The sequence below is a fragment of the Citrobacter sp. C348 genome (assembly GCF_047467975.1).
Lineage (GTDB): Bacteria > Pseudomonadota > Gammaproteobacteria > Enterobacterales > Enterobacteriaceae > Citrobacter > Citrobacter gillenii.
Genome location: NZ_JASJUJ010000021.1, coordinates 1 through 26,163, shown reverse-complemented (window position 1 = coordinate 26,163; position 26,163 = coordinate 1). Strand labels below are relative to the sequence as shown.

At 50.1% G+C, this 26,163-nt stretch carries 46 protein-coding genes and 1 pseudogene; 40 read left to right on the top strand and 7 right to left on the bottom strand.

Features of this window, described 5'->3' with window-relative positions; translation table 11 throughout:
* From tuf to bfr, 3 genes and pseudogenes are all read left to right on the top strand, one after another.
* A pseudogene (gene tuf / locus QNN86_RS23715) lies at positions 1 to 169 on the top strand (elongation factor Tu); the annotation flags it as partial.
* A 184-nt stretch (positions 170 to 353) separates the two neighbouring features.
* On the top strand, positions 354 to 548 hold the full coding sequence (bfd, locus tag QNN86_RS23710) for a bacterioferritin-associated ferredoxin (RefSeq protein WP_003031111.1): 195 nt from the start codon (positions 354 to 356) through the stop codon (positions 546 to 548).
* Between the two features lie 71 nt (positions 549 to 619).
* Positions 620 to 1,096, top strand: a complete 477-nt coding sequence (gene bfr, locus QNN86_RS23705) for a bacterioferritin (protein WP_115257340.1) — start codon at positions 620 to 622, stop codon at positions 1,094 to 1,096.
* Here the strand turns inward: bfr and QNN86_RS23700 are convergent.
* A complete protein-coding gene (locus tag QNN86_RS23700) occupies positions 1,093 to 1,560 on the bottom strand; it encodes a prepilin peptidase (protein WP_181619441.1) in 468 nt (155 codons plus the stop codon). The genes bfr and QNN86_RS23700 overlap by 4 nt on opposite strands.
* Positions 1,561 to 1,940: 380 nt before the next feature.
* On the opposite strand from QNN86_RS23700, the gene rpsJ reads away from it, so the two are divergent.
* The 31 genes from rpsJ (at position 1,941) to arfA (ending at position 16,776) form a co-directional block, all read left to right on the top strand.
* The gene (gene rpsJ / locus QNN86_RS23695) at positions 1,941 to 2,252 is read left to right on the top strand and encodes a 30S ribosomal protein S10 (RefSeq protein ID WP_001181005.1); all 312 of its coding nucleotides are present in this window, start codon (positions 1,941 to 1,943) and stop codon (positions 2,250 to 2,252) included.
* Between the two features lie 32 nt (positions 2,253 to 2,284).
* A complete protein-coding gene (gene rplC / locus QNN86_RS23690) occupies positions 2,285 to 2,914 on the top strand; it encodes a 50S ribosomal protein L3 (protein WP_096759318.1) in 630 nt (209 codons plus the stop codon).
* 10 nt (positions 2,915 to 2,924) lie between these two features.
* Positions 2,925 to 3,530, top strand: coding sequence for a 50S ribosomal protein L4 (gene rplD / locus QNN86_RS23685; RefSeq protein WP_003031119.1), 606 nt, complete (start codon positions 2,925 to 2,927; stop codon positions 3,528 to 3,530).
* Positions 3,527 to 3,829 carry a 50S ribosomal protein L23 gene (rplW, locus tag QNN86_RS23680; RefSeq protein WP_004868363.1) on the top strand — a complete coding sequence of 101 codons (303 nt, stop codon included), beginning with the start codon at positions 3,527 to 3,529 and terminating at the stop codon, positions 3,827 to 3,829. Before rplD ends, rplW begins: the two co-directional genes overlap by 4 nt.
* Before the next feature lie 17 nt (positions 3,830 to 3,846).
* Positions 3,847 to 4,668, top strand: a complete 822-nt coding sequence (gene rplB, locus QNN86_RS23675; protein ID WP_038634702.1) for a 50S ribosomal protein L2 — start codon at positions 3,847 to 3,849, stop codon at positions 4,666 to 4,668.
* Positions 4,669 to 4,684: 16 nt separating this feature from the next.
* Positions 4,685 to 4,963 (top strand): 30S ribosomal protein S19, encoded by a 279-nt coding sequence (gene rpsS, locus QNN86_RS23670; RefSeq protein WP_001138115.1) that lies wholly within the window; start codon positions 4,685 to 4,687, stop codon positions 4,961 to 4,963.
* 14 nt (positions 4,964 to 4,977) lie between these two features.
* Positions 4,978 to 5,310, top strand: a complete 333-nt coding sequence (gene rplV / locus QNN86_RS23665) for a 50S ribosomal protein L22 (RefSeq protein WP_000448832.1) — start codon at positions 4,978 to 4,980, stop codon at positions 5,308 to 5,310.
* 17 nt (positions 5,311 to 5,327) lie between these two features.
* Positions 5,328 to 6,026 carry a 30S ribosomal protein S3 gene (rpsC, locus tag QNN86_RS23660; RefSeq protein ID WP_006817277.1) on the top strand — a complete coding sequence of 233 codons (699 nt, stop codon included), beginning with the start codon at positions 5,328 to 5,330 and terminating at the stop codon, positions 6,024 to 6,026.
* A 12-nt stretch (positions 6,027 to 6,038) separates the two neighbouring features.
* On the top strand, positions 6,039 to 6,449 hold the full coding sequence (rplP, locus tag QNN86_RS23655; RefSeq protein WP_000941212.1) for a 50S ribosomal protein L16: 411 nt from the start codon (positions 6,039 to 6,041) through the stop codon (positions 6,447 to 6,449).
* The gene (gene rpmC / locus QNN86_RS23650; protein WP_000644742.1) at positions 6,449 to 6,640 is read left to right on the top strand and encodes a 50S ribosomal protein L29; all 192 of its coding nucleotides are present in this window, start codon (positions 6,449 to 6,451) and stop codon (positions 6,638 to 6,640) included. Before rplP ends, rpmC begins: the two co-directional genes overlap by 1 nt.
* A complete protein-coding gene (gene rpsQ, locus QNN86_RS23645) occupies positions 6,640 to 6,894 on the top strand; it encodes a 30S ribosomal protein S17 (protein ID WP_017460070.1) in 255 nt (84 codons plus the stop codon). The genes rpmC and rpsQ overlap by 1 nt, the downstream gene beginning before the upstream one ends.
* Before the next feature lie 162 nt (positions 6,895 to 7,056).
* Positions 7,057 to 7,428 (top strand): 50S ribosomal protein L14, encoded by a 372-nt coding sequence (rplN, locus tag QNN86_RS23640; RefSeq protein WP_000613954.1) that lies wholly within the window; start codon positions 7,057 to 7,059, stop codon positions 7,426 to 7,428.
* A 10-nt stretch (positions 7,429 to 7,438) separates the two neighbouring features.
* Positions 7,439 to 7,753, top strand: a complete 315-nt coding sequence (rplX, locus tag QNN86_RS23635) for a 50S ribosomal protein L24 (protein WP_003031122.1) — start codon at positions 7,439 to 7,441, stop codon at positions 7,751 to 7,753.
* Between the two features lie 14 nt (positions 7,754 to 7,767).
* The gene (gene rplE, locus QNN86_RS23630) at positions 7,768 to 8,307 is read left to right on the top strand and encodes a 50S ribosomal protein L5 (RefSeq protein WP_003031123.1); all 540 of its coding nucleotides are present in this window, start codon (positions 7,768 to 7,770) and stop codon (positions 8,305 to 8,307) included.
* 14 nt (positions 8,308 to 8,321) lie between these two features.
* Positions 8,322 to 8,627, top strand: a complete 306-nt coding sequence (gene rpsN / locus QNN86_RS23625; RefSeq protein WP_003031125.1) for a 30S ribosomal protein S14 — start codon at positions 8,322 to 8,324, stop codon at positions 8,625 to 8,627.
* Between the two features lie 30 nt (positions 8,628 to 8,657).
* Positions 8,658 to 9,050, top strand: a complete 393-nt coding sequence (gene rpsH, locus QNN86_RS23620; protein WP_003031127.1) for a 30S ribosomal protein S8 — start codon at positions 8,658 to 8,660, stop codon at positions 9,048 to 9,050.
* 12 nt (positions 9,051 to 9,062) lie between these two features.
* Positions 9,063 to 9,596 carry a 50S ribosomal protein L6 gene (gene rplF, locus QNN86_RS23615; protein ID WP_181618444.1) on the top strand — a complete coding sequence of 178 codons (534 nt, stop codon included), beginning with the start codon at positions 9,063 to 9,065 and terminating at the stop codon, positions 9,594 to 9,596.
* A gap of 9 nt (positions 9,597 to 9,605) precedes the next feature.
* On the top strand, positions 9,606 to 9,959 hold the full coding sequence (rplR, locus tag QNN86_RS23610; RefSeq protein ID WP_000358960.1) for a 50S ribosomal protein L18: 354 nt from the start codon (positions 9,606 to 9,608) through the stop codon (positions 9,957 to 9,959).
* A 14-nt stretch (positions 9,960 to 9,973) separates the two neighbouring features.
* On the top strand, positions 9,974 to 10,477 hold the full coding sequence (rpsE, locus tag QNN86_RS23605; protein ID WP_003031131.1) for a 30S ribosomal protein S5: 504 nt from the start codon (positions 9,974 to 9,976) through the stop codon (positions 10,475 to 10,477).
* 3 nt (positions 10,478 to 10,480) lie between these two features.
* The gene (gene rpmD / locus QNN86_RS23600) at positions 10,481 to 10,660 is read left to right on the top strand and encodes a 50S ribosomal protein L30 (RefSeq protein ID WP_001140434.1); all 180 of its coding nucleotides are present in this window, start codon (positions 10,481 to 10,483) and stop codon (positions 10,658 to 10,660) included.
* Between the two features lie 3 nt (positions 10,661 to 10,663).
* Entirely contained in the window at positions 10,664 to 11,098 is a 435-nt protein-coding gene (gene rplO, locus QNN86_RS23595; protein WP_096759320.1) for a 50S ribosomal protein L15, read from the top strand.
* Positions 11,099 to 11,105: 7 nt separating this feature from the next.
* The gene (gene secY / locus QNN86_RS23590; RefSeq protein WP_001118864.1) at positions 11,106 to 12,437 is read left to right on the top strand and encodes a preprotein translocase subunit SecY; all 1,332 of its coding nucleotides are present in this window, start codon (positions 11,106 to 11,108) and stop codon (positions 12,435 to 12,437) included.
* 30 nt (positions 12,438 to 12,467) lie between these two features.
* Positions 12,468 to 12,584 (top strand): 50S ribosomal protein L36, encoded by a 117-nt coding sequence (rpmJ, locus tag QNN86_RS23585; protein WP_000868187.1) that lies wholly within the window; start codon positions 12,468 to 12,470, stop codon positions 12,582 to 12,584.
* 146 nt (positions 12,585 to 12,730) lie between these two features.
* Positions 12,731 to 13,087: a 30S ribosomal protein S13 gene (gene rpsM / locus QNN86_RS23580; RefSeq protein WP_003031135.1), complete on the top strand. Its 357-nt coding sequence runs from the start codon at positions 12,731 to 12,733 to the stop codon at positions 13,085 to 13,087.
* A gap of 16 nt (positions 13,088 to 13,103) precedes the next feature.
* The gene (rpsK, locus tag QNN86_RS23575; protein ID WP_003031137.1) at positions 13,104 to 13,493 is read left to right on the top strand and encodes a 30S ribosomal protein S11; all 390 of its coding nucleotides are present in this window, start codon (positions 13,104 to 13,106) and stop codon (positions 13,491 to 13,493) included.
* 32 nt (positions 13,494 to 13,525) lie between these two features.
* Positions 13,526 to 14,146, top strand: coding sequence for a 30S ribosomal protein S4 (gene rpsD, locus QNN86_RS23570; protein ID WP_003031138.1), 621 nt, complete (start codon positions 13,526 to 13,528; stop codon positions 14,144 to 14,146).
* 25 nt (positions 14,147 to 14,171) lie between these two features.
* On the top strand, positions 14,172 to 15,161 hold the full coding sequence (locus QNN86_RS23565) for a DNA-directed RNA polymerase subunit alpha (RefSeq protein WP_096755434.1): 990 nt from the start codon (positions 14,172 to 14,174) through the stop codon (positions 15,159 to 15,161).
* A 40-nt stretch (positions 15,162 to 15,201) separates the two neighbouring features.
* Positions 15,202 to 15,588 (top strand): 50S ribosomal protein L17, encoded by a 387-nt coding sequence (gene rplQ, locus QNN86_RS23560; RefSeq protein ID WP_042395993.1) that lies wholly within the window; start codon positions 15,202 to 15,204, stop codon positions 15,586 to 15,588.
* A 107-nt stretch (positions 15,589 to 15,695) separates the two neighbouring features.
* Entirely contained in the window at positions 15,696 to 16,064 is a 369-nt protein-coding gene (locus QNN86_RS23555; protein WP_181618445.1) for a DUF1992 domain-containing protein, read from the top strand.
* A gap of 10 nt (positions 16,065 to 16,074) precedes the next feature.
* A complete protein-coding gene (gene zntR, locus QNN86_RS23550) occupies positions 16,075 to 16,500 on the top strand; it encodes a Zn(2+)-responsive transcriptional regulator (protein ID WP_181619442.1) in 426 nt (141 codons plus the stop codon).
* A gap of 57 nt (positions 16,501 to 16,557) precedes the next feature.
* Positions 16,558 to 16,776 carry an alternative ribosome-rescue factor ArfA gene (gene arfA, locus QNN86_RS23545; protein ID WP_096755436.1) on the top strand — a complete coding sequence of 73 codons (219 nt, stop codon included), beginning with the start codon at positions 16,558 to 16,560 and terminating at the stop codon, positions 16,774 to 16,776.
* Here the strand turns inward: arfA and mscL are convergent.
* From mscL to def, 5 genes are all read right to left on the bottom strand, one after another.
* Entirely contained in the window at positions 16,773 to 17,186 is a 414-nt protein-coding gene (gene mscL, locus QNN86_RS23540) for a large-conductance mechanosensitive channel protein MscL (RefSeq protein WP_096755437.1), read from the bottom strand. The genes arfA and mscL overlap by 4 nt on opposite strands.
* 141 nt (positions 17,187 to 17,327) lie before the next feature.
* On the bottom strand, positions 17,328 to 18,704 hold the full coding sequence (trkA, locus tag QNN86_RS23535; protein ID WP_096755438.1) for a Trk system potassium transporter TrkA: 1,377 nt from the start codon (positions 18,702 to 18,704) through the stop codon (positions 17,328 to 17,330).
* Between the two features lie 21 nt (positions 18,705 to 18,725).
* Positions 18,726 to 20,015 (bottom strand): 16S rRNA (cytosine(967)-C(5))-methyltransferase RsmB, encoded by a 1,290-nt coding sequence (rsmB, locus tag QNN86_RS23530; protein ID WP_182270819.1) that lies wholly within the window; start codon positions 20,013 to 20,015, stop codon positions 18,726 to 18,728.
* Positions 20,016 to 20,067: 52 nt separating this feature from the next.
* Entirely contained in the window at positions 20,068 to 21,015 is a 948-nt protein-coding gene (gene fmt, locus QNN86_RS23525; protein ID WP_181618447.1) for a methionyl-tRNA formyltransferase, read from the bottom strand.
* Between the two features lie 14 nt (positions 21,016 to 21,029).
* Complete coding sequence (gene def / locus QNN86_RS23520) at positions 21,030 to 21,539, bottom strand: peptide deformylase (protein WP_181618448.1); 510 nt, start codon at positions 21,537 to 21,539, stop codon at positions 21,030 to 21,032.
* A 129-nt stretch (positions 21,540 to 21,668) separates the two neighbouring features.
* Here def and dprA point away from each other — a divergent pair, with 129 nt between their 5' ends.
* Genes dprA through QNN86_RS23490 form a run of 6 tightly spaced genes read left to right on the top strand, consistent with a single transcriptional unit; the run spans position 21,669 to position 25,461 of the window.
* Complete coding sequence (dprA, locus tag QNN86_RS23515) at positions 21,669 to 22,793, top strand: DNA-protecting protein DprA (protein ID WP_181618449.1); 1,125 nt, start codon at positions 21,669 to 21,671, stop codon at positions 22,791 to 22,793.
* Positions 22,765 to 23,238, top strand: coding sequence for a DUF494 family protein Smg (gene smg / locus QNN86_RS23510; protein WP_003031162.1), 474 nt, complete (start codon positions 22,765 to 22,767; stop codon positions 23,236 to 23,238). The genes dprA and smg overlap by 29 nt, the downstream gene beginning before the upstream one ends.
* A gap of 26 nt (positions 23,239 to 23,264) precedes the next feature.
* On the top strand, positions 23,265 to 23,807 hold the full coding sequence (locus tag QNN86_RS23505) for a topoisomerase DNA-binding C4 zinc finger domain-containing protein (RefSeq protein WP_414212395.1): 543 nt from the start codon (positions 23,265 to 23,267) through the stop codon (positions 23,805 to 23,807).
* Between the two features lie 4 nt (positions 23,808 to 23,811).
* Entirely contained in the window at positions 23,812 to 24,384 is a 573-nt protein-coding gene (gene tsaC / locus QNN86_RS23500; RefSeq protein WP_181618452.1) for an L-threonylcarbamoyladenylate synthase type 1 TsaC, read from the top strand.
* A gap of 1 nt (position 24,385) precedes the next feature.
* Positions 24,386 to 25,207, top strand: a complete 822-nt coding sequence (gene aroE / locus QNN86_RS23495; RefSeq protein ID WP_181618453.1) for a shikimate dehydrogenase — start codon at positions 24,386 to 24,388, stop codon at positions 25,205 to 25,207.
* Positions 25,204 to 25,461: a DUF1488 domain-containing protein gene (locus tag QNN86_RS23490; protein WP_117344022.1), complete on the top strand. Its 258-nt coding sequence runs from the start codon at positions 25,204 to 25,206 to the stop codon at positions 25,459 to 25,461. Before aroE ends, QNN86_RS23490 begins: the two co-directional genes overlap by 4 nt.
* Here QNN86_RS23490 and QNN86_RS23485 read toward each other — a convergent pair.
* On the bottom strand, positions 25,437 to 25,991 hold the full coding sequence (locus QNN86_RS23485; RefSeq protein WP_414212394.1) for a gamma carbonic anhydrase family protein: 555 nt from the start codon (positions 25,989 to 25,991) through the stop codon (positions 25,437 to 25,439). The genes QNN86_RS23490 and QNN86_RS23485 overlap by 25 nt on opposite strands.
* Positions 25,992 to 26,163: the final 172 nt, after the last annotated feature.

Here is a 26,163-nt window from a genome sequence, read left to right as displayed (position 1 = left end):
TGGTACCATCGAACTGCCGGAAGGCGTAGAGATGGTAATGCCGGGCGACAACATCAAAATGGTTGTTACCCTGATCCACCCGATCGCGATGGACGACGGTCTGCGTTTCGCAATCCGTGAAGGCGGCCGTACCGTTGGTGCGGGCGTTGTTGCTAAAGTTCTGAGCTAATTACTCGTTAATTAGTTTTGAATTGAAAAGGGCGCTTAGGCGCCCTTTTTGCTGCCTGATATTTGACACCTGTAATATTTATTCGCATTTTTCGCAAGCCGCGTCGGCATACAAACAGTATTGTGCTATTGTAATCATAACTATTCTCATTTACACTTTGCGCATAAATTGAACGGGAGCGATCATGTACGTTTGTTTGTGTAATGCGATAAGTGATAAAAAAATTCGTCAGGCTGTTCGCCAGTTTCATCCGCAATCTTTTCAACAATTACGAAAATTTATTCCTGTTGGAAATCAATGTGGTAAATGCATTCGCGCTGCGCGTGAAGTGATGCAAGATGAATTAACACAAATGCCAGAATTTAAAGAGATCGCCTAAGTCACACTCTTTTTTTTGACATCCCTGTAGCCCCATCTACGCTCTAAGAGTGGAAGCGGAGGGACTATAAAATGAAAGGTGATGTTAAAATCATAAGTTATCTCAATAAACTATTGGGAAATGAGCTTGTCGCGATCAACCAGTATTTTCTTCATGCCCGAATGTTTAAAAACTGGGGGCTGACTCGGCTCAATGATGTTGAGTACCATGAATCTATTGATGAGATGAAACACGCCGATAAATACATCGAGCGTATTTTGTTTTTAGAAGGGCTCCCAAATTTACAGGACTTGGGTAAGTTGGGGATTGGCGAAGACGTTGAGGAGATGCTTCAGTCAGATCTTCGACTTGAGCTAGATGGCGCAAAAGATTTACGTGAAGCCATAGCCTATGCTGATAGTGTTCATGACTATGTCAGTCGGGACATGATGATAGAGATCCTCACCGACGAAGAAGGGCATATCGACTGGCTCGAAACGGAGCTGGATCTGATTGGAAAACTGGGATTGCAAAATTACCTGCAGTCGCAAATTAAAGTCAGTGACTAAACGCCCCGTATCAGATCTACCCCGCCAATAATAAAACCCGCAGCCGCCAGATATGGCCCAAAAGGCAGCGGGTTTTTTAGTCTTTTTTTTCCGTGCCTTACATATTCTGCTCCCATCATGCAGCACGCTAAACACGACGCGAGAAAGACCAATAGCGGTAATGATTCCCACCGATGCCAGGCCCCCAATGCGGCGAGGAATTTTACGTCACCATAGCCTAATCCCTCATACCGCCGCACCAGGCGATAGCTCCAGTAGATCAGAGAAAATGCGCTATAGCCTGCTATGGCTCCCCAAAGTGCGTCGGATAACAGTGCCGGTTTACAGCACTGGTAGTAAATAAGACCGCACCAGAGCAGAGGGCAGGTCAACTTGTCGGGTAATAACCCGGTACGTAAATCCTGGGCCCAAAGTAGCCCGCATAATGAAATGTAGAAAAACAGAAAGGGGAGGCCGGCGTACATGCGCGAATCCTTTGTAGAAATAGGTGCCACCTTCAAGAAATCGAGCTGACCATACAAGGCTTGATTGCTCATTCTGTTGGCTTCCTTCCGGAGAAATTACGATGAACAAAAACTTCTGCATTCAGAGCGGAATCGGGCTCGCATTACTGGTTGAGTGATTAATATCTACACGGCACTTGCGTAAGGCTGAGATTTACGTATAATGCGCGGGCTTGTCTAATATTGACAGCGGTTCGATATGAGCCACCGGTACTGCGAAAGCGATACCAGACAATGTTCCCAATCGGGGAACTCTGTAAGAACGGTTACACTCTCCCATCAATCGTAATGGGTTTGAGGAGTAACTATTTCGTCTATAAAATAATTGGAGCTCTGGTCTCATGCAGAACCAAAGAATCCGTATCCGTTTGAAAGCGTTTGATCATCGTCTGATCGATCAATCAACCGCGGAAATCGTCGAGACTGCCAAGCGCACTGGTGCGCAGGTTCGTGGTCCGATCCCGCTGCCGACCCGCAAAGAGCGCTTTACCGTTCTGATCTCTCCGCACGTTAACAAAGACGCGCGTGATCAGTACGAAATTCGCACTCACAAGCGTCTGGTTGACATCGTTGAGCCAACTGAAAAAACCGTTGATGCTCTGATGCGTCTGGACCTGGCTGCCGGTGTAGACGTGCAGATCAGCCTGGGTTAATCAGGTCATCGAGCGATTGAGAGGTTGATACAATGATTGGTTTAGTCGGTAAAAAAGTGGGTATGACCCGCATCTTCACTGAAGATGGCGTATCTATCCCAGTAACCGTTATCGAAGTTGAAGCAAACCGCGTTACTCAGATCAAAGATCTGGCTAACGATGGCTATCGCGCTGTTCAGGTTACCACTGGTGCTAAAAAAGCTAACCGTGTAACCAAGCCGGAAGCTGGTCACTTTGCTAAAGCTGGCGTAGAAGCTGGCCGCGGCCTGTGGGAGTTCCGTCTGGCAGATGGTGAAGAATACACCGTTGGTCAGAACATTAGCGTTGAACTGTTTGCTGACGTTAAAAAAGTTGACGTAACCGGTACCTCTAAAGGTAAAGGTTTCGCTGGTACCGTTAAGCGCTGGAACTTCCGTACCCAGGACGCGACTCACGGTAACTCCTTGTCTCACCGCGTTCCGGGTTCTATCGGTCAGAACCAGACTCCGGGCAAAGTGTTCAAAGGCAAGAAAATGGCAGGTCAGATGGGTAACGAGCGTGTCACCGTTCAGAGCCTTGACGTAGTACGCGTTGACGCTGAGCGCAACCTGCTGCTGGTTAAAGGTGGTGTTCCGGGTGCGACCGGTTGCGACCTGATCGTTAAACCAGCTGTGAAGGCGTAAGGGGATAGCAATGGAATTAGTATTGAAAGACGCGCAGAGCGCGCTGACTGTTTCCGAAACTACCTTCGGTCGTGATTTCAACGAAGCGCTGGTTCACCAGGTTGTTGTTGCTTATGCAGCTGGTGCTCGTCAGGGTACTCGTGCTCAGAAGACTCGTGCTGAAGTAACTGGTTCAGGCAAAAAGCCGTGGCGCCAGAAAGGTACCGGCCGTGCGCGTTCAGGTTCTATCAAGAGCCCGATCTGGCGTTCCGGTGGCGTAACCTTCGCTGCTCGCCCGCAGGACCACAGTCAAAAAGTTAACAAAAAGATGTACCGCGGCGCGCTGAAAAGCATTCTGTCCGAACTGGTACGTCAGGATCGTCTGATCGTTGTCGAATCATTCTCTGTAGAAGCGCCTAAAACTAAGCTGCTGGCACAGAAACTGAAAGACATGGCTCTGGAAGATGTGCTGATCATCACCGGTGAGCTGGACGAAAACCTGTTCCTGGCTGCGCGCAACCTGCACAAGGTTGACGTACGCGATGCAACTGGTATCGACCCGGTTAGCCTGATCGCCTTCGACAAAGTCGTAATGACTGCTGATGCTGTTAAGCAAGTTGAGGAGATGCTGGCATGATTCGTGAAGAACGTTTGCTGAAGGTGCTGCGCGCACCGCACGTTTCTGAAAAAGCGTCTGCTGCGATGGAAAAAACCAATACCATCGTTCTCAAAGTTGCTAAAGACGCGACCAAAGCAGAAATCAAAGCTGCTGTGCAGAAACTGTTTGAAGTCGAAGTCGAAGTCGTTAACACCCTGGTTGTTAAAGGGAAAGTTAAACGTCACGGACAGCGTATCGGTCGTCGTAGCGACTGGAAAAAAGCTTACGTCACCCTGAAGGAAGGCCAGAATCTGGACTTCGTCGGCGGCGCTGAGTAAGTCGGAGGAGTAATACAATGGCAGTTGTTAAATGTAAACCGACATCTCCGGGTCGTCGCCACGTTGTTAAAGTGGTCAACCCAGAGCTGCACAAGGGCAAACCTTTTGCTCCGCTGGTTGAAAAAAACAGCAAATCCGGTGGTCGTAACAACAATGGCCGTATCACCACTCGTCACATCGGTGGTGGTCACAAGCAGGCTTATCGTATCGTTGACTTCAAACGCAACAAAGACGGTATCCCGGCAATTGTTGAACGTCTTGAGTACGATCCGAACCGTTCCGCGAACATCGCGCTGGTTCTGTACAAAGACGGCGAACGTCGTTACATCCTGGCCCCTAAAGGCCTGAAAGCTGGCGACCAGGTTCAATCTGGCGTTGATGCTGCAATCAAAGCAGGTAACACCCTGCCGATGCGCAATATCCCGGTTGGTTCTACCGTTCATAACGTAGAAATGAAACCAGGTAAAGGCGGTCAGCTGGCACGTTCCGCTGGTACTTACGTTCAGATCGTTGCTCGTGATGGTGCTTATGTCACCCTGCGTCTGCGTTCTGGTGAAATGCGTAAAGTCGAAGCAGACTGCCGTGCAACTCTGGGCGAAGTTGGCAATGCTGAGCATATGCTGCGCGTTCTGGGTAAAGCAGGTGCTGCACGCTGGCGTGGTGTTCGTCCTACCGTTCGCGGTACTGCGATGAACCCAGTCGATCACCCACATGGTGGTGGTGAAGGTCGTAACTTTGGTAAGCACCCGGTAACTCCGTGGGGCGTTCAGACCAAAGGTAAGAAGACCCGCAGCAACAAGCGTACTGATAAATTCATCGTACGTCGCCGTAGCAAATAATTTTAGAGGATAAGCCATGCCACGTTCTCTCAAGAAAGGTCCTTTTATTGACCTGCACTTGCTGAAGAAGGTAGAGAAAGCGGTGGAAAGCGGAGACAAGAAGCCCCTGCGCACTTGGTCCCGTCGTTCAACGATCTTTCCTAACATGATCGGTTTGACCATCGCTGTCCATAATGGTCGTCAGCACGTTCCGGTATTTGTTTCCGACGAAATGGTCGGTCACAAACTGGGTGAATTCGCACCGACTCGTACTTATCGCGGCCATGCTGCTGATAAAAAAGCGAAGAAGAAATAAGGTAGGAGGAAGAGATGGAAACTTTAGCTCAACATCGCCATGCTCGTTCTTCTGCTCAGAAGGTTCGCCTTGTTGCAGACCTGATTCGCGGTAAGAAAGTGTCGCAGGCTCTGGATATTCTGACCTACACCAATAAGAAAGCGGCTGTACTGGTTAAGAAAGTCCTGGAATCTGCCATTGCTAACGCTGAACACAACGATGGCGCTGACATTGACGATCTGAAAGTTACGAAAATTTTCGTAGACGAAGGCCCTAGCATGAAGCGCATTATGCCGCGTGCAAAAGGTCGTGCAGATCGCATCCTGAAGCGCACCAGCCACATTACTGTGGTTGTGTCCGATCGCTGAGACTCTGGAGACTAGCAATGGGTCAGAAAGTACATCCTAATGGTATTCGCCTGGGTATTGTAAAACCATGGAACTCAACCTGGTTTGCGAACACCAAAGAATTCGCTGACAACCTGGACAGCGATTTTAAAGTACGTCAGTACCTGACTAAGGAACTGGCTAAAGCGTCTGTATCTCGTATCGTTATCGAGCGTCCGGCTAAGAGCATCCGTGTGACCATTCACACCGCTCGCCCGGGTATCGTTATCGGTAAGAAAGGCGAAGACGTAGAAAAACTGCGCAAAGTCGTAGCTGATATTGCTGGCGTTCCTGCCCAGATCAATATCGCCGAAGTGCGTAAGCCTGAACTGGACGCAAAATTGGTTGCTGACAGCATCACTTCACAGCTGGAACGTCGTGTTATGTTCCGTCGTGCTATGAAGCGTGCTGTACAGAACGCAATGCGTCTGGGCGCTAAAGGTATTAAAGTTGAAGTTAGCGGCCGTCTGGGCGGCGCGGAAATCGCACGTACCGAATGGTACCGCGAAGGTCGCGTACCGCTGCACACTCTGCGTGCTGACATCGACTACAACACCTCTGAAGCGCACACCACTTATGGTGTAATCGGCGTTAAGGTATGGATCTTCAAAGGCGAGATCCTGGGTGGTATGGCTGCTGTTGAACAACCGGAACCGGCTGCTCAACCTAAAAAGCAGCAGCGTAAAGGCCGTAAATAAGGAGCGTCGCTGATGTTACAACCAAAGCGTACAAAATTCCGTAAAATGCACAAAGGCCGTAACCGCGGTCTGGCGCAGGGTACGGATGTTAGCTTCGGCAGCTTCGGTCTGAAAGCTGTTGGCCGTGGTCGTCTGACTGCCCGTCAGATCGAAGCAGCACGTCGTGCTATGACCCGTGCAGTTAAGCGTCAAGGTAAGATCTGGATCCGTGTATTCCCGGACAAACCGATCACTGAAAAGCCGCTGGCAGTGCGTATGGGTAAAGGTAAAGGTAACGTGGAGTATTGGGTTGCCTTGATTCAGCCGGGTAAAGTCCTGTATGAAATGGACGGTGTACCGGAAGAGCTGGCCCGTGAAGCATTCAAGCTGGCAGCAGCGAAACTGCCGATTAAAACCACCTTTGTAACTAAGACGGTGATGTAATGAAAGCAAAAGAGCTGCGTGAGAAGAGTGTTGAAGAGCTGAACACCGAGCTGCTGAATCTGCTGCGTGAGCAGTTCAACCTGCGTATGCAGGCTGCAAGTGGCCAGCTGCAACAGTCTCACCTGTTGAAGCAAGTGCGTCGTGATGTCGCACGCGTTAAGACTTTACTGACTGAGAAGGCGGGTGCGTAATGACCGATAAAATCCGTACTCTGCAAGGTCGCGTTGTTAGCGACAAAATGGAGAAATCCATTGTTGTTGCTATCGAACGTTTTGTGAAACACCCGATCTACGGTAAATTCATCAAGCGTACGACCAAACTGCACGTACATGACGAGAACAACGAATGCGGTACTGGTGACGTGGTTGAAATCCGCGAATGCCGTCCGCTGTCCAAGACTAAGTCCTGGACGCTGGTTCGCGTTGTAGAGAAAGCTATTCTGTAATAGAGTATGCATTCTCAACGAATAAACGGCTCAGCGATGAGCCGTTTATTTTTTCTACCCATATCGTTGAAGCGGTGTTATAATGCCGCGCCCCCGATATGGGGCTTTTTAACGACCTGATTTTCGGGTCTCAGTAGTAGTTGACATTAGCGGAGCACTAAAATGATCCAAGAACAGACTATGCTGAACGTCGCCGACAACTCCGGTGCACGTCGCGTAATGTGTATCAAGGTTCTGGGTGGCTCGCACCGTCGCTACGCAGGCGTAGGCGACATCATCAAGATCACCATCAAGGAAGCAATTCCGCGTGGTAAGGTCAAAAAAGGTGATGTGCTGAAGGCGGTAGTGGTGCGCACCAAGAAGGGTGTTCGTCGCCCGGACGGTTCTGTCATTCGCTTCGATGGTAATGCATGCGTTATTTTAAACAATAACAGTGAGCAACCTATCGGTACGCGTATTTTTGGGCCGGTAACTCGTGAACTTCGTAACGAGAAGTTCATGAAAATTATCTCTCTGGCACCAGAAGTACTCTAAGGAGCGAATCATGGCAGCGAAGATCCGTCGTGATGACGAAGTTATCGTGTTAACCGGTAAAGATAAAGGTAAACGCGGTAAAGTAAAAAATGTCCTGTCTTCCGGCAAGGTCATTGTTGAAGGTATCAACCTGGTTAAGAAACATCAGAAGCCGGTTCCGGCCCTGAACCAACCAGGCGGCATTGTAGAGAAAGAAGCAGCTATTCAGATCTCTAACCTTGCTATCTTCAACGCGGCAACCGGCAAGGCTGACCGTGTAGGCTTTAGATTCGAAGACGGCAAAAAAGTCCGTTTCTTCAAGTCTAACAGCGAAACTATCAAGTAATTTGGAGTAGTACGATGGCGAAACTGCATGATTACTACAAAGACGAAGTAGTCGCTAAACTCATGACTGAGTTTAACTACAATTCTGTCATGCAAGTCCCTCGGGTCGAGAAGATCACCCTGAACATGGGTGTTGGTGAAGCGATCGCTGACAAGAAACTGCTGGATAACGCAGCAGCTGATCTGACAGCAATCTCCGGTCAAAAGCCGTTGATCACCAAAGCACGCAAATCTGTTGCAGGCTTCAAAATCCGTCAGGGCTATCCGATCGGCTGTAAAGTAACCCTGCGTGGCGAACGCATGTGGGAGTTCTTTGAGCGCCTGATCACTATTGCTGTTCCACGTATCCGTGACTTCCGTGGCTTGTCCGCTAAGTCTTTCGACGGTCGTGGTAACTACAGCATGGGTGTCCGTGAGCAGATCATCTTCCCAGAAATCGACTACGATAAAGTCGACCGCGTGCGTGGTTTGGATATTACCATTACCACTACTGCGAAATCTGATGAAGAAGGCCGTGCTCTGCTGGCTGCCTTTGACTTCCCGTTCCGCAAGTAAGGTAGGGTTACTGAATGGCTAAGCAATCAATGAAAGCACGCGAAGTAAAGCGCGTAGCTTTAGCTGATAAGTACTTCGCAAAACGCGCTGAACTGAAAGCTATCATCTCTGATGTGAACGCGACCGACGAAGATCGTTGGAACGCAGTTCTGAAGCTGCAGTCTCTGCCGCGTGATTCCAGCCCGTCTCGTCAGCGTAACCGCTGCCGTCAAACAGGTCGTCCGCATGGCTATGTGGGCAAGTTCGGGTTGAGCCGTATTAAGCTTCGTGAAGCCGCTATGCGCGGTGAAGTACCGGGCTTGAAAAAGGCTAGCTGGTAATTACCAATTGAATCACGGGAGTAAAGACAGATGAGCATGCAAGATCCGATCGCGGATATGCTGACCCGTATCCGTAACGGTCAGGCCGCGAATAAAGCTGCGGTCACCATGCCTTCCTCCAAGCTGAAAGTGGCAATTGCCAACGTGCTGAAGGAAGAAGGTTTTATTGAAGATTTTAAAGTTGAAGGCGACACCAAGCCGGAACTGGAACTTACTCTTAAGTATTTCCAGGGTAAAGCTGTTGTAGAAAGCATTCAGCGTGTCAGTCGCCCAGGTCTGCGCATTTATAAGCGTAAAGACGAGCTGCCAAAAGTTATGGCTGGCATGGGTATCGCAGTTGTTTCTACCTCTAAAGGTGTTATGACTGATCGTGCAGCGCGCCAAGCTGGTCTTGGTGGCGAAATTATCTGCTACGTAGCCTAATCGGAGGAAAAAATGTCTCGTGTTGCTAAAGCACCGGTCGTTATTCCTGCCGGCGTTGATGTAAAAATCAGCGGTCAGGTTATTACGATCAAAGGTAAGAACGGCGAGCTGACTCGTACTCTCAACGATGCTGTTGAAGTTAATCATGCAGATAATGCACTGACCTTCGGTCCGCGTGATGGTTACGTAGATGGTTGGGCTCAGGCTGGTACCGCGCGTGCCCTGCTGAACTCAATGGTTGTCGGTGTTACCGAAGGCTTCACTAAGAAGCTGCAGCTGGTTGGTGTAGGTTACCGCGCAGCGGTCAAAGGGAATGTAGTAAACCTGGCTTTAGGTTTCTCTCATCCCGTTGATCATGAGCTGCCGGCAGGTATTACTGCAGAATGTCCGACTCAGACTGAAATCGTGCTGAAAGGCGCTGATAAGCAGATGATCGGTCAGGTTGCAGCAGATCTGCGCGCCTACCGTCGTCCTGAGCCTTATAAAGGCAAGGGTGTTCGTTACGCCGACGAAGTCGTGCGTACCAAAGAGGCTAAGAAGAAGTAAGGTAACACTATGGATAAGAAATCTGCTCGTATCCGTCGTGCGACCCGCGCACGCCGCAAGCTCCAGGAGCTGGGTGCAACTCGCCTGGTGGTACATCGTACCCCGCGTCATATTTACGCACAGGTAATTGCACCGAACGGTTCTGAAGTTCTGGTAGCTGCTTCTACTGTAGAAAAAGCTATCGCTGAACAATTGAAGTACACCGGTAACAAAGACGCTGCTGCAGCTGTAGGTAAAGCTGTTGCTGAACGCGCTCTGGAAAAAGGCATCAAAGATGTATCCTTTGACCGTTCCGGGTTCCAATATCATGGTCGTGTCCAGGCACTGGCAGATGCTGCCCGTGAAGCTGGCCTTCAGTTCTAAGGTAGAGGTGTAAGATGGCTCACATCGAAAAACAAGCTGGCGAACTGCAGGAAAAGCTGATCGCGGTTAACCGCGTATCTAAAACCGTTAAAGGTGGTCGTATTTTCTCCTTCACAGCTCTGACTGTAGTTGGCGATGGTAACGGTCGCGTAGGTTTTGGTTACGGTAAAGCGCGTGAAGTTCCAGCAGCGATCCAGAAAGCGATGGAAAAAGCCCGTCGCAATATGATTAACGTCGCGCTGAATCACGGCACCCTGCAGCACCCGGTTAAGGGTACTCACACGGGTTCTCGTGTCTTCATGCAGCCGGCTTCCGAAGGTACCGGTATTATCGCCGGTGGTGCAATGCGCGCCGTTCTGGAAGTCGCTGGAGTTCGTAACGTTCTGGCTAAAGCGTATGGTTCCACCAACCCGATTAACGTGGTTCGTGCAACTATCGATGGTTTGGAAAATATGAAATCTCCGGAAATGGTCGCTGCCAAGCGTGGTAAATCCGTTGAAGAAATTCTGGGGAAATAAACCATGGCAAAGACTATTAAAATTACTCAAACCCGCAGTGCAATCGGTCGTCTGCCGAAACACAAGGCAACGCTGCTTGGCCTGGGTCTGCGTCGTATTGGTCACACCGTAGAACGCGAGGATACTCCTGCTGTTCGTGGTATGGTCAACGCGGTTTCCTTCATGGTTAAAGTTGAGGAGTAAGAGATGCGTTTAAATACTCTGTCTCCGGCCGAAGGCTCTAAAAAAGCGGCTCGCCGCCTGGGTCGTGGTATCGGTTCTGGCCTCGGTAAAACCGGTGGTCGTGGTCACAAAGGTCAGAAGTCTCGTTCTGGCGGTGGCGTACGTCGCGGGTTCGAAGGTGGTCAGATGCCTCTGTACCGTCGTCTGCCGAAATTCGGCTTCACTTCACGTAAATCAGCGATCACAGCCGAAGTTCGTCTGTCTGACCTGGCTAAAGTTGAAGGCGGTGTTGTAGACCTGAATACGCTGAAAGCAGCAAACATTATCGGTATCCAGATCGAGTTCGCGAAAGTGATCCTGGCTGGTGAAGTCACTACTCCGGTAACTGTTCGTGGCCTGCGTGTTACTAAAGGCGCTCGTGCTGCTATCGAAGCTGCTGGCGGTAAAATCGAGGAATAAGTAGCAGATGGCTAAACAACCGGGATTAGATTTTCAAAGTGCCAAAGGTGGCTTAGGCGAGCTGAAACGCAGACTGCTGTTTGTTATCGGCGCGCTGATTGTGTTCCGTATTGGCTCTTTCATTCCGATCCCTGGTATTGATGCCGCTGTACTTGCCAAACTGCTTGAGCAACAGCGAGGCACCATCATTGAAATGTTCAACATGTTCTCTGGTGGTGCTCTCAGCCGTGCTTCTATCTTTGCTCTGGGGATCATGCCGTATATTTCGGCGTCGATCATTATCCAGCTGCTGACGGTGGTTCATCCAACGTTGGCGGAAATTAAGAAAGAAGGGGAGTCTGGTCGTCGTAAGATCAGCCAGTACACCCGCTACGGTACTCTGGTGCTGGCGATATTCCAGTCGATCGGTATTGCTACCGGTCTGCCGAATATGCCTGGTATGCAAGGCCTGGTGATGAATCCAGGTTTTGCATTCTATTTCACCGCTGTTGTAAGTCTGGTTACAGGGACAATGTTCCTGATGTGGTTGGGTGAACAGATTACTGAACGTGGTATCGGCAACGGTATCTCAATCATTATCTTCGCCGGTATCGTCGCGGGACTCCCGCCAGCCATTGCCCATACTATCGAGCAAGCGCGTCAAGGCGACCTGCACTTCCTCGTGTTGCTGTTGGTTGCAGTATTAGTATTTGCAGTGACGTTCTTTGTTGTATTTGTTGAACGTGGTCAACGCCGCATTGTGGTAAACTACGCGAAACGTCAGCAAGGTCGTCGTGTCTATGCTGCACAGAGCACACATTTACCGCTGAAAGTGAATATGGCCGGGGTTATCCCAGCAATCTTCGCTTCCAGTATTATTCTGTTCCCGGCGACCATCGCGTCATGGTTCGGGGGCGGTACTGGTTGGAACTGGCTGACAACAATTTCGCTGTATTTGCAGCCTGGGCAACCGCTTTATGTGTTACTCTATGCGTCTGCAATCATCTTCTTCTGTTTCTTTTACACGGCGTTGGTTTTCAACCCGCGTGAAACAGCAGATAACCTGAAGAAGTCCGGTGCATTTGTACCAGGAATTCGTCCGGGAGAGCAAACGGCGAAGTATATCGATAAAGTAATGACCCGCCTGACCTTGGTTGGTGCGCTTTACATTACCTTTATCTGCCTGATCCCGGAGTTCATGCGTGATGCAATGAAAGTACCGTTCTACTTCGGTGGAACCTCACTGCTTATCGTTGTTGTCGTGATTATGGACTTTATGGCTCAAGTGCAAACTCTGATGATGTCAAGTCAGTATGAGTCTGCATTGAAGAAGGCGAATCTGAAAGGCTACGGCCGTTAACAGTCGCCCGAGAAGTTACGGAGAGTAAAAATGAAAGTTCGTGCTTCCGTCAAGAAATTATGCCGTAACTGCAAAATCGTTAAGCGTGATGGTGTCATCCGTGTGATTTGCAGTGCCGAGCCAAAGCATAAACAGCGCCAAGGCTGATTTATTCGCATATTTTTCTTGCAAAGTTGGGTTGAGCTGGCTAGATTAGCCAGCCAATCTTTTGTATGTCTGTGCGTTTCCATTTGAGTATCCTGAAAACGGGCTTTTCAGCATGGTGCGTACATATTAAATAGTAGGAGTGCATAGTGGCCCGTATAGCAGGCATTAACATTCCTGATCAGAAACATGCTGTGATCGCATTAACTTCGATCTACGGCGTCGGCAAGACCCGTTCTAAGGCCATTCTGGCTGCAGCGGGTATCGCTGAAGATGTTAAGATCAGTGAGCTGTCTGAAGAACAAATCGACACGCTGCGTGACGAAGTTGCCAAATTTGTCGTTGAAGGTGATCTGCGCCGTGAAGTTAGCATGAGCATCAAGCGCCTTATGGACCTTGGTTGCTATCGCGGTTTGCGTCATCGTCGTGGTCTCCCGGTTCGCGGTCAGCGTACCAAGACCAACGCACGTACCCGTAAGGGTCCGCGCAAACCGATCAAGAAATAATCGGGGTGATTGAATAATGGCAAAGGCACCAATTCGTGCACGTAAACGTGTAAGAAAACAAGTCTCTGACGGCGTGGCTCATATCCATGCTTCTTTTAACAACACCATCGTTACCATTACTGATCGTCAGGGTAACGCGCTGGGTTGGGCAACAGCCGGTGGTTCCGGTTTCCGTGGTTCTCGCAAATCCACTCCGTTTGCAGCTCAGGTTGCAGCAGAGCGTTGCGCTGAAGCCGTAAAAGAATACGGTATCAAGAATCTGGAAGTTATGGTCAAAGGACCGGGTCCAGGTCGCGAATCTACTGTTCGTGCTCTGAACGCCGCTGGTTTCCGCATCACTAATATTACTGATGTGACTCCGATCCCTCATAACGGTTGTCGTCCGCCGAAAAAACGTCGCGTATAACGCCTCGTTTCTAGGATTGTTGGAGAAAGAAAATGGCAAGATATTTGGGTCCTAAGCTCAAGCTGAGCCGTCGTGAGGGCACTGACTTATTCCTTAAGTCTGGCGTTCGCGCGATCGATACCAAGTGTAAAATTGAACAAGCTCCTGGCCAGCACGGTGCGCGTAAACCGCGTCTGTCTGACTATGGTGTGCAGTTGCGTGAAAAGCAAAAAGTTCGCCGTATCTACGGTGTGCTGGAGCGTCAGTTCCGTAACTACTACAAAGAAGCAGCACGTCTGAAAGGCAACACCGGTGAAAACCTGTTGGGTCTGCTGGAAGGTCGTCTGGACAACGTTGTATACCGTATGGGCTTCGGTGCCACTCGTGCAGAAGCACGTCAGCTGGTCAGCCATAAAGCAATTATGGTAAACGGTCGTGTTGTTAACATCGCTTCTTATCAGGTTAGTCCGAATGACGTTGTTAGCATTCGTGAGAAAGCGAAGAAGCAGTCTCGCGTGAAAGCCGCTCTGGAGCTGGCTGAGCAGCGTGAAAAGCCAACCTGGCTGGAAGTTGATGCTGGCAAGATGGAAGGTACGTTCAAGCGTAAGCCGGAGCGTTCTGATCTGTCTGCGGACATTAACGAACACCTGATCGTCGAGCTTTACTCCAAGTAAAGCTTAGTACCAAAGAGAGGACACAATGCAGGGTTCTGTGACAGAGTTTCTAAAACCGCGCCTGGTAGATATCGAGCAACTGAGTTCGACGCACGCCAAGGTGACCCTTGAGCCTTTAGAGCGTGGCTTTGGCCATACTTTGGGTAACGCACTGCGCCGTATTCTGCTCTCATCGATGCCGGGTTGTGCGGTGACCGAGGTTGAGATTGATGGTGTACTACATGAGTACAGCACCAAAGAAGGCGTTCAGGAAGATATCCTGGAAATCCTGCTCAACCTGAAAGGGCTGGCGGTGAGAGTTCAGGGTAAAGATGACGTTATTCTTACCTTGAATAAATCTGGCATTGGCCCTGTGACTGCAGCCGATATCACCCATGATGGTGATGTCGAAATCGTCAAGCCACAGCACGTGATCTGCCACCTGACCGATGAGAACGCATCTATTAGCATGCGCATCAAAGTTCAGCGCGGTCGTGGTTATGTGCCGGCTTCTACCCGAATTCATTCGGAAGAAGATGAGCGCCCAATCGGCCGTCTGCTGGTCGACGCCTGCTACAGCCCTGTAGAGCGTATTGCCTACAATGTTGAAGCTGCGCGTGTAGAACAGCGTACCGACCTGGACAAGCTGGTCATCGAAATGGAAACCAACGGCACAATCGATCCTGAAGAGGCGATTCGTCGTGCGGCGACCATTCTGGCAGAACAACTTGAAGCTTTCGTTGATTTACGTGATGTACGTCAGCCGGAAGTTAAAGAAGAGAAACCAGAGTTCGATCCGATCCTGCTGCGCCCTGTTGACGATCTGGAATTGACTGTCCGCTCTGCTAACTGCCTCAAAGCAGAAGCTATCCACTATATCGGTGATCTGGTACAGCGTACTGAGGTTGAGCTTCTTAAGACGCCTAACCTTGGTAAAAAATCTCTTACTGAGATTAAAGACGTGCTGGCTTCCCGTGGACTGTCTCTGGGCATGCGCCTGGAAAACTGGCCACCGGCAAGCATCGCTGACGAGTAACCGGATCACAGGTTAAGGTTTTACTGAGAAGGATAAGGTCATGCGCCATCGTAAGAGTGGTCGTCAACTGAACCGCAACAGCAGCCATCGCCAGGCTATGTTCCGCAATATGGCAGGTTCACTGGTTCGTCATGAGATCATCAAGACGACCCTGCCTAAAGCGAAAGAGCTGCGCCGCGTAGTTGAGCCGCTGATTACTCTTGCCAAGACTGATAGCGTAGCTAATCGTCGTCTGGCATTCGCCCGTACTCGTGATAACGAGATCGTGGCAAAACTGTTTAACGAGCTGGGCCCGCGTTTCGCGAGCCGCGCCGGTGGTTACACTCGCATTCTGAAGTGTGGCTTCCGTGCAGGCGACAATGCGCCGATGGCATACATCGAGCTGGTTGATCGCTCTGAATCGCAAGCAGAAGCTGCTGCAGAGTAATCTGTAGTAACGTAAAAAAACCCGCCCCGGCGGGTTTTTTTATATCCGCAGCATCCCAACCTATCTATACGAGCTGTACTTTTTTTGTTTACCCCCTGGAGTACTGTATGTGGTTACTGGACCAGTGGGCAGAGCGCCATATTAATGACGCGCAGGCCAAAGGCGAGTTTGATAATTTACCGGGTTCCGGTGAGCCGCTTGCTCTGAATGATGACTCTCATATTCCACCGGAACTGCGAGCCGGCTACAGGCTATTAAAAAATTCGGGTTGCCTTCCTCCCGAACTTGAGCTGCGCAGAGAAGCAATTCGTCTGCTTGATATCCTTGCAGGAATTCGTAAAGATGAGGTTCAGTATGAAGAGGTAAGTCGACGCCTTTCGTTCCTTGAACTTAAACTTCGACAGGCTGGGCTCAGCACCGAGTTTTTGCGTGGGGAATATGCAGAAAAACTTCTGCATCGGATTAGTGATGATTAGCGGAGGTACCATGTATCGTATTGGCGAATTAGCTAAACTGGCTGAAGTCACGCCAGATACCATCCGCTACTATGAAAAGCAGCAAATGATGGAGCATGAAGTACGCACTGAAGGTGGATTTCGACTCTATACCGAAAGCGATCTTCAACGTCTTAAATTTATTCGTTATGCCCGACAGCTTGGTTTTACTCTGGAGTCGATCCGCGAGTTACTCTCGATCCGTATCGATCCTGAGCACCATACCTGCCAGGAGTCTAAGGGAATCGTTCAGGAAAGATTAAAAGAGGTAGAAGCCCGAATTGCTGAGCTTCAGACAATGCAGCGCTCGCTACAGCGATTGAACGATGCATGCTGCGGCATGGCGCATAGCAGCGTTTACTGCTCTATTCTCGAGGCACTTGAGCAAGGCGCTAGCGGAGCAAAATCAGGCTGTTGATTTATTGAACGGTCAGGTCTACACTCGCGGCGTAAATTATTACACACTGGAGAGATTATGAGTCGTTATCAGCACACCAAAGGGCAGATAAAGGACAACGCCATTGAAGCACTATTGCATGACCCGCTATTCAGACAGCGGGTTGAGAAAAATAAGAAAGGAAAAGGAAGTTATCAGCGTAAAGGTAAACAAGGAAATCGAGGTAACTGGGAGGCCAGTGGCAAGAAAGTGAATCACTTTTTTACCACTGGCCTTCTTGTTTCAGTGAGTGCTTAAGAACGGTTATTTTGTTCTTTCAGCAGGTCACGTATTTCACTCAGCAACACCTCTTCTTTTGATGGGGCTGGCGGTGCTGTTGGCTCTTCAGCCTTTTTGCGATTCAGTCTGTTGATTAGCTTGATGGCCATAAAGATAGCAAAGGCAACAATAATGAAATCAAACACATTCTGAATAAACACACCGTAGTGCATCACGACCGCCGGGATATCTCCCTGCGCGTCGCGTAACGTTAAGGCAAACTGTTTAAAATCAATCCCACCAATTAACAAGCCCAGTGGTGGCATGATGATGTCGGCAACCAGTGACGAAACAATCTTACCGAATGCCGCACCAATAATGACACCCACAGCTAAATCTACAACATTTCCGCGCATCGCGAATTCGCGAAATTCTTTAATAATGCTCATTTTATTCTCCCTATGCAGCTGACGTTTATAAGTCTAACAAATGTTAAGACAATTTCCATTTATGTATTACTGACAGGGGGATTTATTAGACCATGAAAAATAAGGGGAAATAAAAAGGGCGCTGTACTAGCACCCTCATAATTACAGAAAGAAGGGACTTGGCTGGAATAAACGTTCGACATCGGTAATAAATTTTTTATCGGTCAGGAACATAATGACGTGATCACCCTGCTCAATACGCAAGTTGTCATTAGCGATCATTACGTCATTACCCCGAACAACGGCGCCAATGATTGTTCCTGGCGGCAGCTTAATCTCGTCAATTGCACGGCCGACAACCCGGGATGTTGTTTCATCTCCGTGCGCGACAGCTTCGATGGCTTCTGCCACACCACGGCGCAACGAAGAAACGCCGACGATATCTGCTTTACGGACGTGGCTGAGCAATGCAGAGATCGTTGCTTGCTGTGGTGAAATAGCAATATCAATCACGCTGCCCTGCACCAGATCAACGTACGCTTTACGTTGAATCAGCACCATTACTTTCTTAGCGCCCATACGTTTAGCCAGCATTGCAGACATGATGTTAGCTTCGTCATCATTAGTGACGGCAATAAACAGATCGACTTGATCGATATGCTCTTCGGCCAGCAGTTCTTGATCCGAAGCATCGCCAAAAAAGACGATCGTATTTTGCAACTTTTCAGCAAGCTCTGAAGCTCGTTGTTGATCGCGTTCGATCAACTTAACGCTGTAATCCTTTTCCAGCCGACGGGCGAGTCCGGCACCGATATTACCGCCGCCCACAAGCATGATGCGCTTGTAGGGTTTTTCCAGACGCTGCAGTTCGCTCATCACGGCGCGAATATGTTGTGACGCCGCAATAAAAAATACTTCGTCACCCGCTTCCACGATGGTTGAGCCCTGTGGGCGAATAGGCCTGTCATGGCGGAAAATTGCCGCAACGCGTGTATCAATATGTGGCATATGCTCGCGCATAGTCGACAGGGCGTTACCGATCAGTGGACCGCCATAATAGGCTTTAACCACGGCGAGGCTGACTTTACCTTCGGCAAAATTCACCACCTGCAGGGCACCAGGATATTCAATCAGCCGGTAGATGCTGTCGATAACCAGTTGCTCTGGGGCAATGAGGTGATCGATAGGTACCGCTTCAGAGTGGAAGAGTTTATCGGCATCGCGCACGTAATCCGGTGACCGAATGCGTGCGATACGATTAGGCGTATTGAAGAGCGAATAAGCGACCTGACAGGCAACCATATTGGTCTCATCAGAGCTGGTCACGGCGACCAGCATATCGGCGTCATCGGCGCCAGCTTCGCGCAGTACGCGGGGATGAGAGCCATGCCCCTGCACAACGCGGAGGTCGAACTTGTCCTGCAGGCTGCGCAAGCGTTCACCGTTGGTATCGACTACCGTGATATCGTTGTTCTCGCCGACCAGGTTTTCAGCCAATGTACCACCAACTTGCCCTGCGCCCAGAATGATAATTTTCATCAGTCGCGACCCGTTATCTCATCACTTTTTGATTAGCTTAGCGTAAAAGAAGCCATCACCTTCTTCTGCACTCGGTAAATTCTGGCGGCCTGGTTGCTCAGGTGTGCCGGTTTCGCTTAATACCGCGTTTGGTGTACGCGTCAGGAAGGCTGCAATCTGCTGCTGGTTCTCTTCAGGCAGAATAGAACAGGTTGCATAAACCAGCGTGCCGCCCGGCTTCAGATGTGCCCAAGTCGCATTCAGGATCTCTGCCTGCAGTTGGGCAAGCTCGGTGATATCCCGGTCACGGCGCAGCCATTTAATATCCGGATGGCGACGAATGACACCAGTGGCAGAGCATGGAGCATCCAGCAGAATTCGATCGAACTGCTGTTCGCCACACCATTGCTGCGGAAAACGACCATCGCCCTGCTTGACGGTGGCCTTCATGCCTAAACGCTTCAAGTTGTCGTAGACGCGAGACAGGCGTTTTTCGTCTACGTCGACTGCCATCATGTTTGCATTAGGGGCCACTTCCAGAATATGTGTGGTCTTGCCGCCCGGAGCACAGCACAAATCGAGGATCTGTTCACCGTTCTGCGGCTGCAGATAGCTCACGCATCCCTGAGCGGAAGCGTCCTGGACGGTTACCCACCCCTGCTCGAAGCCGGGCAATGCCAGAACTGACACTGGGGTTTCCAGACGCACAGCATCCGGGTAATCCGGGTGTGGGAAGCCGGTAAGACCACTTTCCGCCAGCAATGCTAGCCAGGCATCGCGCGAGTGGTGGTTACGGTTAACGCGTAGCCACATTGGCGGACGCTGGTTATTAGCCGCAAGAATGGTTTCCCACTGCTGTGGATAAGCATTCTTAATGCGTTTTACTAACCAGGATGGGTGTAAGAAGCGCAGTTCGCTTTGTGCAAACTCGGTTAACAGTTCGTCCTGGCGGCGCTGAAACTGGCGTAGTACGCCGTTAATCAGGCCTTTCAGCTGCGGGCGTTTGATCACGACCGCGCCTTCCACTGTTTCAGCTAATGCAGCATGAGGAGGGATACGGGTATGCAGTAGTTGGTAGAAACCGACCATGATCAGGTAGTGGACCGTGCGCTGTTTGCCCGTCATCGGGCGTTCCATCAGCTGTTTGATCATCCACTCAAGTTGGGAGAGGGTGCGCAATACGCCGAAGCAAAGTTCCTGTAACAGCGCCTTATCTTTATCGGCGACTTTCTGCTGCAGGGCAGGCAGCACGTTGCTTAACGATTGCCCCTTTTCGACAACCTGTTCGACGGCCTGAGCCGCCATACTGCGTAAATTTAGATGTTTTTTCATAACCGCAAAAATAAAAATGCCCGGAGATGCCGGGCTTTAAAGAGATGAACCGTCAGAGCAGACGGTTTCCAGGAACGAACCATTCCCGGCGTGAATTCAACAGATCCTGTGCGCTCATGGCTTTTTTGCCGGCTGGCTGCAAAGAGATGAGATTCAGGATGCCATCGCCTGTCGCAATCTGAATACCCTGGCGGGTTGCTTCCAGAATCGTTCCTGGCTCGGCACCTGCAGGTTTATCAATCACCGTAGCCTGCCAGATTTTGACCGGCTGCTCATCAATGACGATGTAGCTCATTGGCCATGGATTAAAAGCGCGGATACAGCGTTCCAACTGAGCAGCGCTAAGCGTCCAGTCCACACGGGCTTCTTCTTTACTCAGCTTCTCGGCATAGGTTACCCGTGATTCGTCCTGGACTTCAGGTTTTGCGGCACCTGTTGCCAACAGGTGCAGTGTGTGCAGCAGCCCCTGCGGACCCAGCTCGGCTAACTTGTCGTAGAGGCTGGCGCTGGTATCTTCAGTGGTGATTGGGCAGGAGAGCTTATGCAGCATATCGCCGGTATCCAGACCGACATCCATCTGCATGATGGTGACGCCGGTTTCGGTATCGCCAGCCCACAGTGAACGTTGGATTGGTGCTGCGCCACGCCAGCGGGGAAGCAGGGAACCATGGACGTTGATGCATCCCAGACGCGGCATGTCCAGTACGGCTTTGGGCAGAATCAGGCCATATGCCACTACCACCATTACATCTGCGTGCAGGTCAGCAACCAGCTGCTGGTTTTCCTGGGGGCGAAGAGAAACGGGCTGAAAAACTGGCAACCCTTTTTCTTCTGCCAGTACTTTTACCGGGCTGGGCATCAGCTTTTTACCGCGTCCCGCAGGGCGATCTGGTTGGGTGAACACGCCGACGACGTTATGCCCAGATGACAACAGCGCGTCAAGATGACGCGCTGCAAAGTCAGGTGTACCCGCAAAAATAATACGTAGTGAGTCTGACACGTTGATTCTTATCCTTAAGGTCGGGCGTTCAGGCGGTCGAGTTTTTCAACTTTCTGACGAATACGTTGTTGCTTTAACGGCGACAGATAATCAATAAACAGCTTACCGACCAGGTGATCCATTTCATGTTGAATACAGATAGCTAACAGGCCATCGGCTTCCAGTTCAAAGGGGTTACCCTCACGATCGAGTGCGCGAATTTTTACTTTCTCAGCGCGTGGTACTAATGCTCGCTGTTCGGGAATAGACAGGCAACCTTCTTCAATGCCGGTTTCACCGTCTTTTTCCAGTAGCTCAGGGTTGATTAACACCAGGCGCTCATCGCGGTTTTCAGAGACATCAATAACAATGATGCGCTGATGAATATCAACCTGCGTTGCCGCCAGGCCAATACCTTCTTCGGCGTACATCGTCTCGAACATATCATCGACGATACGCTGAATTTCTGCATTCACTTCTTCAACCGGTTTTGCGATTTTGCGAAGACGCTCGTCCGGGATATGTAACACTTGCAAAACTGACATAGTTATCCAGAGTTGTGTTCAGGAGTTGGAAAGATCATTACCTCTATTCTAGACAAAACCCCTTCTGATTGACAGCATCAGTGACCAATCGCAAAGATTGCTAAGACTGCTTGTGGCAGGGGAAAAGGGATGACCCACACTGAGATTTGGTTACGTTTAGCACGGGTAAGTGAACTGTATGGTGATGAGATGGTGCGCATTGCTCACTGGCTTATTGCTCAGCCGTGTATTAACAATGCGATACTCCAGTATGCAGGATTCTCTCACCGCCAGGCGGCTCGTTTTCTAAGTTTTTCCGACATTGAACTTGAAAAAACGCTGCGCTGGCTGGAGTTACCGCATCACCATGTCGTTTTTGCCGATAGCGAACGTTACCCACAGCAGCTTCGCGCCACTGAGGATTACCCGGGACTTCTCTTTATTGTTGGCGATCCCGATTGTTTACACTCTTTTCAGGTCGCTGTTGTGGGGAGCCGGCAACATTCCTGGTATGGAGAACGCTGGGGGCGATTATTCTGTGAGAAGCTTGCCGCTTGCGGTGTGACAATCACCAGCGGACTGGCGCGGGGGATCGATGGCGTCGCGCACAACGCGGCGGTAAATATGAATAGAGCAAGTATCGCCGTGCTGGGAAACGGTCTGGATACCATTTATCCGCGGCGGCACGCGCATCTTGCCGAACGTCTGATTGAGGCCGGAGGCGCGCTGGTGTCTGAGTTCTCTTTGGATATGCTTCCTCTACCGCGCAATTTTCCGCGACGAAATCGTATTATCAGTGGCTTAAGCAAAGGCGTACTGGTGATTGAGGCCGCTCAGCGTAGCGGTTCGCTGGTGACTGCGCGTTGTGCCCTGGAGCAAGGACGGGACGTTTTTGCTTTACCAGGGCCAATAGGGAACCCAGGTTGTGAGGGGCCACATTGGCTCATTAAGCAAGGAGCGACGTTGGTTACGGCTCCAGAAGAGATTCTGGAGAATTTGCAATACGGTTTACATTGGGTGCCAGATGAACCTGAAAATTCAATTTATTCACCAGATCACGAAGAGGTGGCATTGCCATTTCCTGAGCTCCTGGCTAACGTAGGAGATGAGGTAACACCTGTTGACGTCGTCGCTGAACGTGCCGGCCAACCTGTGCCAGAGGTAGTGGCTCAGCTACTCGAACTGGAGTTAGCAGGATGGATCGCAGCTGTACCCGGCGGCTATGTCCGATTGAGGAGGGCATGCCATGTTCGACGTACTAATGTATTTGTTTGAGACATATATCCATAACGAAGCGGAGCTGCGTGTGGATCAGGACAAACTGGAACGGGATCTTACCGACGCTGGTTTTGATCGTGAAGACATCTACAACGCGTTACTGTGGCTGGAAAAACTGGCTGATTATCAGGATGGCCTTGCCGAACCTATGCAGCTTGCATCTGACCCTCTGTCTATTCGTATTTATACGGCGGAAGAGTGCGATCGCCTGGATGCGAGTTGTCGGGGGTTCTTATTATTCCTGGAGCAGATCCAGGTGCTAAACCTCGAAACGCGAGAAATGGTGATTGAGCGTGTACTCGCGCTGGATACAGCAGAATTCGATCTGGAAGACCTGAAGTGGGTGATCCTGATGGTTTTATTCAACATTCCCGGTTGTGAAAATGCGTATCAGCAAATGGAAGAATTACTCTTTGAAGTGAATGAAGGTATGCTGCATTAATCAATCTTCATTCAGTATGAGTTGTTATGGCTAAATCAGCACTGTTTGCGGTGCGTAAAAACGAGCCCTGCCCACAATGCGGGGCTGAACTGGTTATTCGCTCTGGGAAACATGGCCCGTTTCTCGGTTGTTCACAGTATCCGGAATGCGACTATGTCCGTCCGCTAAAATCCTCTGCGGACGGACATATTGTCAAAGTTCTGGAGGGTAAGTTTTGTCCTGAGTGCAGTGCTGAGCTGGTGCTGAGGCAGGGACGATTCGGTATGTTTATTGGGTGTAGCGATTACCCGGCATGTGACCATACTGAACTTATCGACAAACCAGATGAAACGGCGATTGTTTGCCCCCAATGCCGGACAGGCCAGTTGGTCCAGCGGCGTTCCCGTTATGGCAAAACTTTTTACTCCTGCGATCGCTATCCTGAGTGTCAGTTTGTCATCAACTTCAAACCTCTGGCTGGAGAGTGTCCTGAGTGTCACTATCCGCTTCTCATCGAAAAGAAAACCGCACAAGGTGTGAAACTCTTTTGTGCCAGTAAACAATGTGGAAAGCCGGTCTCGGCGGAATAAAAAAGTGAATAATAACCTGCCCACAGATCCTATCGCTGCTGCGATAGCGGTTCTGAAACAAGATAAAGTCATCGCTTATCCAACAGAAGCTGTTTTCGGCGTCGGCTGTGACCCAGACAGCGAAACGGCTGTTACCCGGCTGTTGGAACTCAAACAACGCCCAATTGATAAAGGCTTGATTTTAATTGCAGCAAATTTTGACCAACTCAAGCCGTATATTGATGACAGTATGCTCACTGATGCCCAACATGATGCTATTTTCGCGCGCTGGCCGGGTCCCGTTACCTTTGTGTTTCCGGCAGCGATAACGACACCACGTTGGTTGACCGGCCGTTTTGATTCGCTGGCTGTGCGCGTCACGGATCACCCGCTGGTGGTTGCGTTGTGCCAGGCTTATGGCAAACCGTTAGTCTCTACCAGTGCTAATTTGAGTGGTTTACCTCCTTGCCGGACGGTAGAGGAAGTACGCACGCAATTTGGTGCAGATTTCCCCGTTGTTGAAGGCGATACCGGTGGGCGTTTAAATCCTTCGGAAATCTGTGATGCCTTGACGGGTGAACAATTTCGACAGGGGTAATATGAAAGAAGCCTATGCTGTTTTTGGCAATCCAATCGCGCACAGCAAATCGCCTTTTATTCATCAGCAATTTGCAGAGCAGCTGAATATCGATCACACCTATGGACGGGTGCTGGCGCCAATCAATAATTTTGTGAATACGCTGAACACCTTCTTTGCAGAGGGCGGTAAAGGGGCGAATATTACGGTTCCTTTTAAAGAAGAGGCATTTGCGCGGGCTGATGAATTAACAGAACGTGCATCGCTTGCCGGGGCGGTTAACACGCTTAAGCGTTTGGAAGATGGACGCTTACTTGGGGATAACACCGATGGTATTGGTTTATTAAGCGATCTTGAACGTTTAGCTTTTATTCGTCCCGGATCGCGTATTTTACTTATTGGGGCTGGTGGGGCATCCCGTGGGGTATTACTCCCTCTTCTTTCTATGGACTGTGCGGTGACCATCGTAAACCGTACCGCTTCGCGTGCAGAAGAACTGGCTCAGATCTTTTCCCATACCGGTAGCGTTCAGGCCGTGGGATTTGATGAGCTTGAGAATAACGCCTTCGATATCATTATTAATGCGACCTCCAGTGGGATTAGCGGAGATATTCCGGCTATCCCAGCATCACTGATCAACGCTTCTGTTTATTGCTACGACATGTTTTATCAGAAAGGGAATACGCCGTTCTTGTCCTGGTGCGCATTACAGGGGGCAAGACATTGTGCTGATGGGTTAGGAATGTTGGTAGGGCAGGCGGCGCATGCCGTTTTACTCTGGCATGGCGTATTGCCGAAGACGGAACCCGTCATTAAAAAGCTGCAACAGGAACTGTCCGTGTGAACCAGGCTATCCAGTTTCCCGATAGAGAAGAATGGAAGTCAGATATAGATGCTGTTGTTTTCCCGGCGATGGTTCAGGGTATGCAGCTAACATGCGCCATCAACGGAGAGGTGTTGGCGCGTCGCTTTGGCGGCAACACGCCTGAACAGTGGATGGAAATTTTTCGGGAGCATCGCTGGGATCTGGAAGATGAAGCCGAAGCATTGATCCAGGCTCAGCAAGAAGATGCTCACGGTTGGGTTTGGTTATCCTGACTCAAATACTCGTCTTTCCATTTCACATAGTTGTTAGCTGAATACTGCAGGCCCGCTTTTTCTTCATCGCTGAGTGGGCGGATCTGTTTAACCGGGCTGCCCAGGTACAGATACCCGCTCTCCAGGCGTTTGTTTTGCGAAACCAAACTTCCCGCGCCAATCATTACGTCATCTTCTACTACGACACCGTCCAGCAGGATCGATCCCATACCGACCAAAACGCGGTTGCCAATGACGCAGCCGTGCAGCATGACTTTATGGCCCACGGTGACATCCTCGCCCACGATCAGTGGGTTGCCTTGCGGGTTAGATGCTGATTTATGCGTGACATGTAACACGCTACCGTCCTGAATGTTTGTGCGGGCGCCGATTTGTACGTAGTTCACGTCACCACGGATCGCGACCAGAGGCCAGATCCCAACATTATCAGCCAGTCGAACATCACCAACGATGACGCTGCTGGTGTCGATCATCACGCGTTTCCCGATCTGCGGGAAAAGATCCTTATAAGGACGCAGTACATCAGACATGTTTACCTCAATAAAATAGAGCAGTAATGAAGACTTTGGTTTGATTATCGAGACTGTGCAAGCGATTTAGTTATCAAAAATCAGCCATATTGTGCAGGAATGTAGCGAAAGGGGTAAAAAACAGCCACTCAGCAAAAAAAGATCTAAAAAACACTTGTGCTAAAAAATGGGA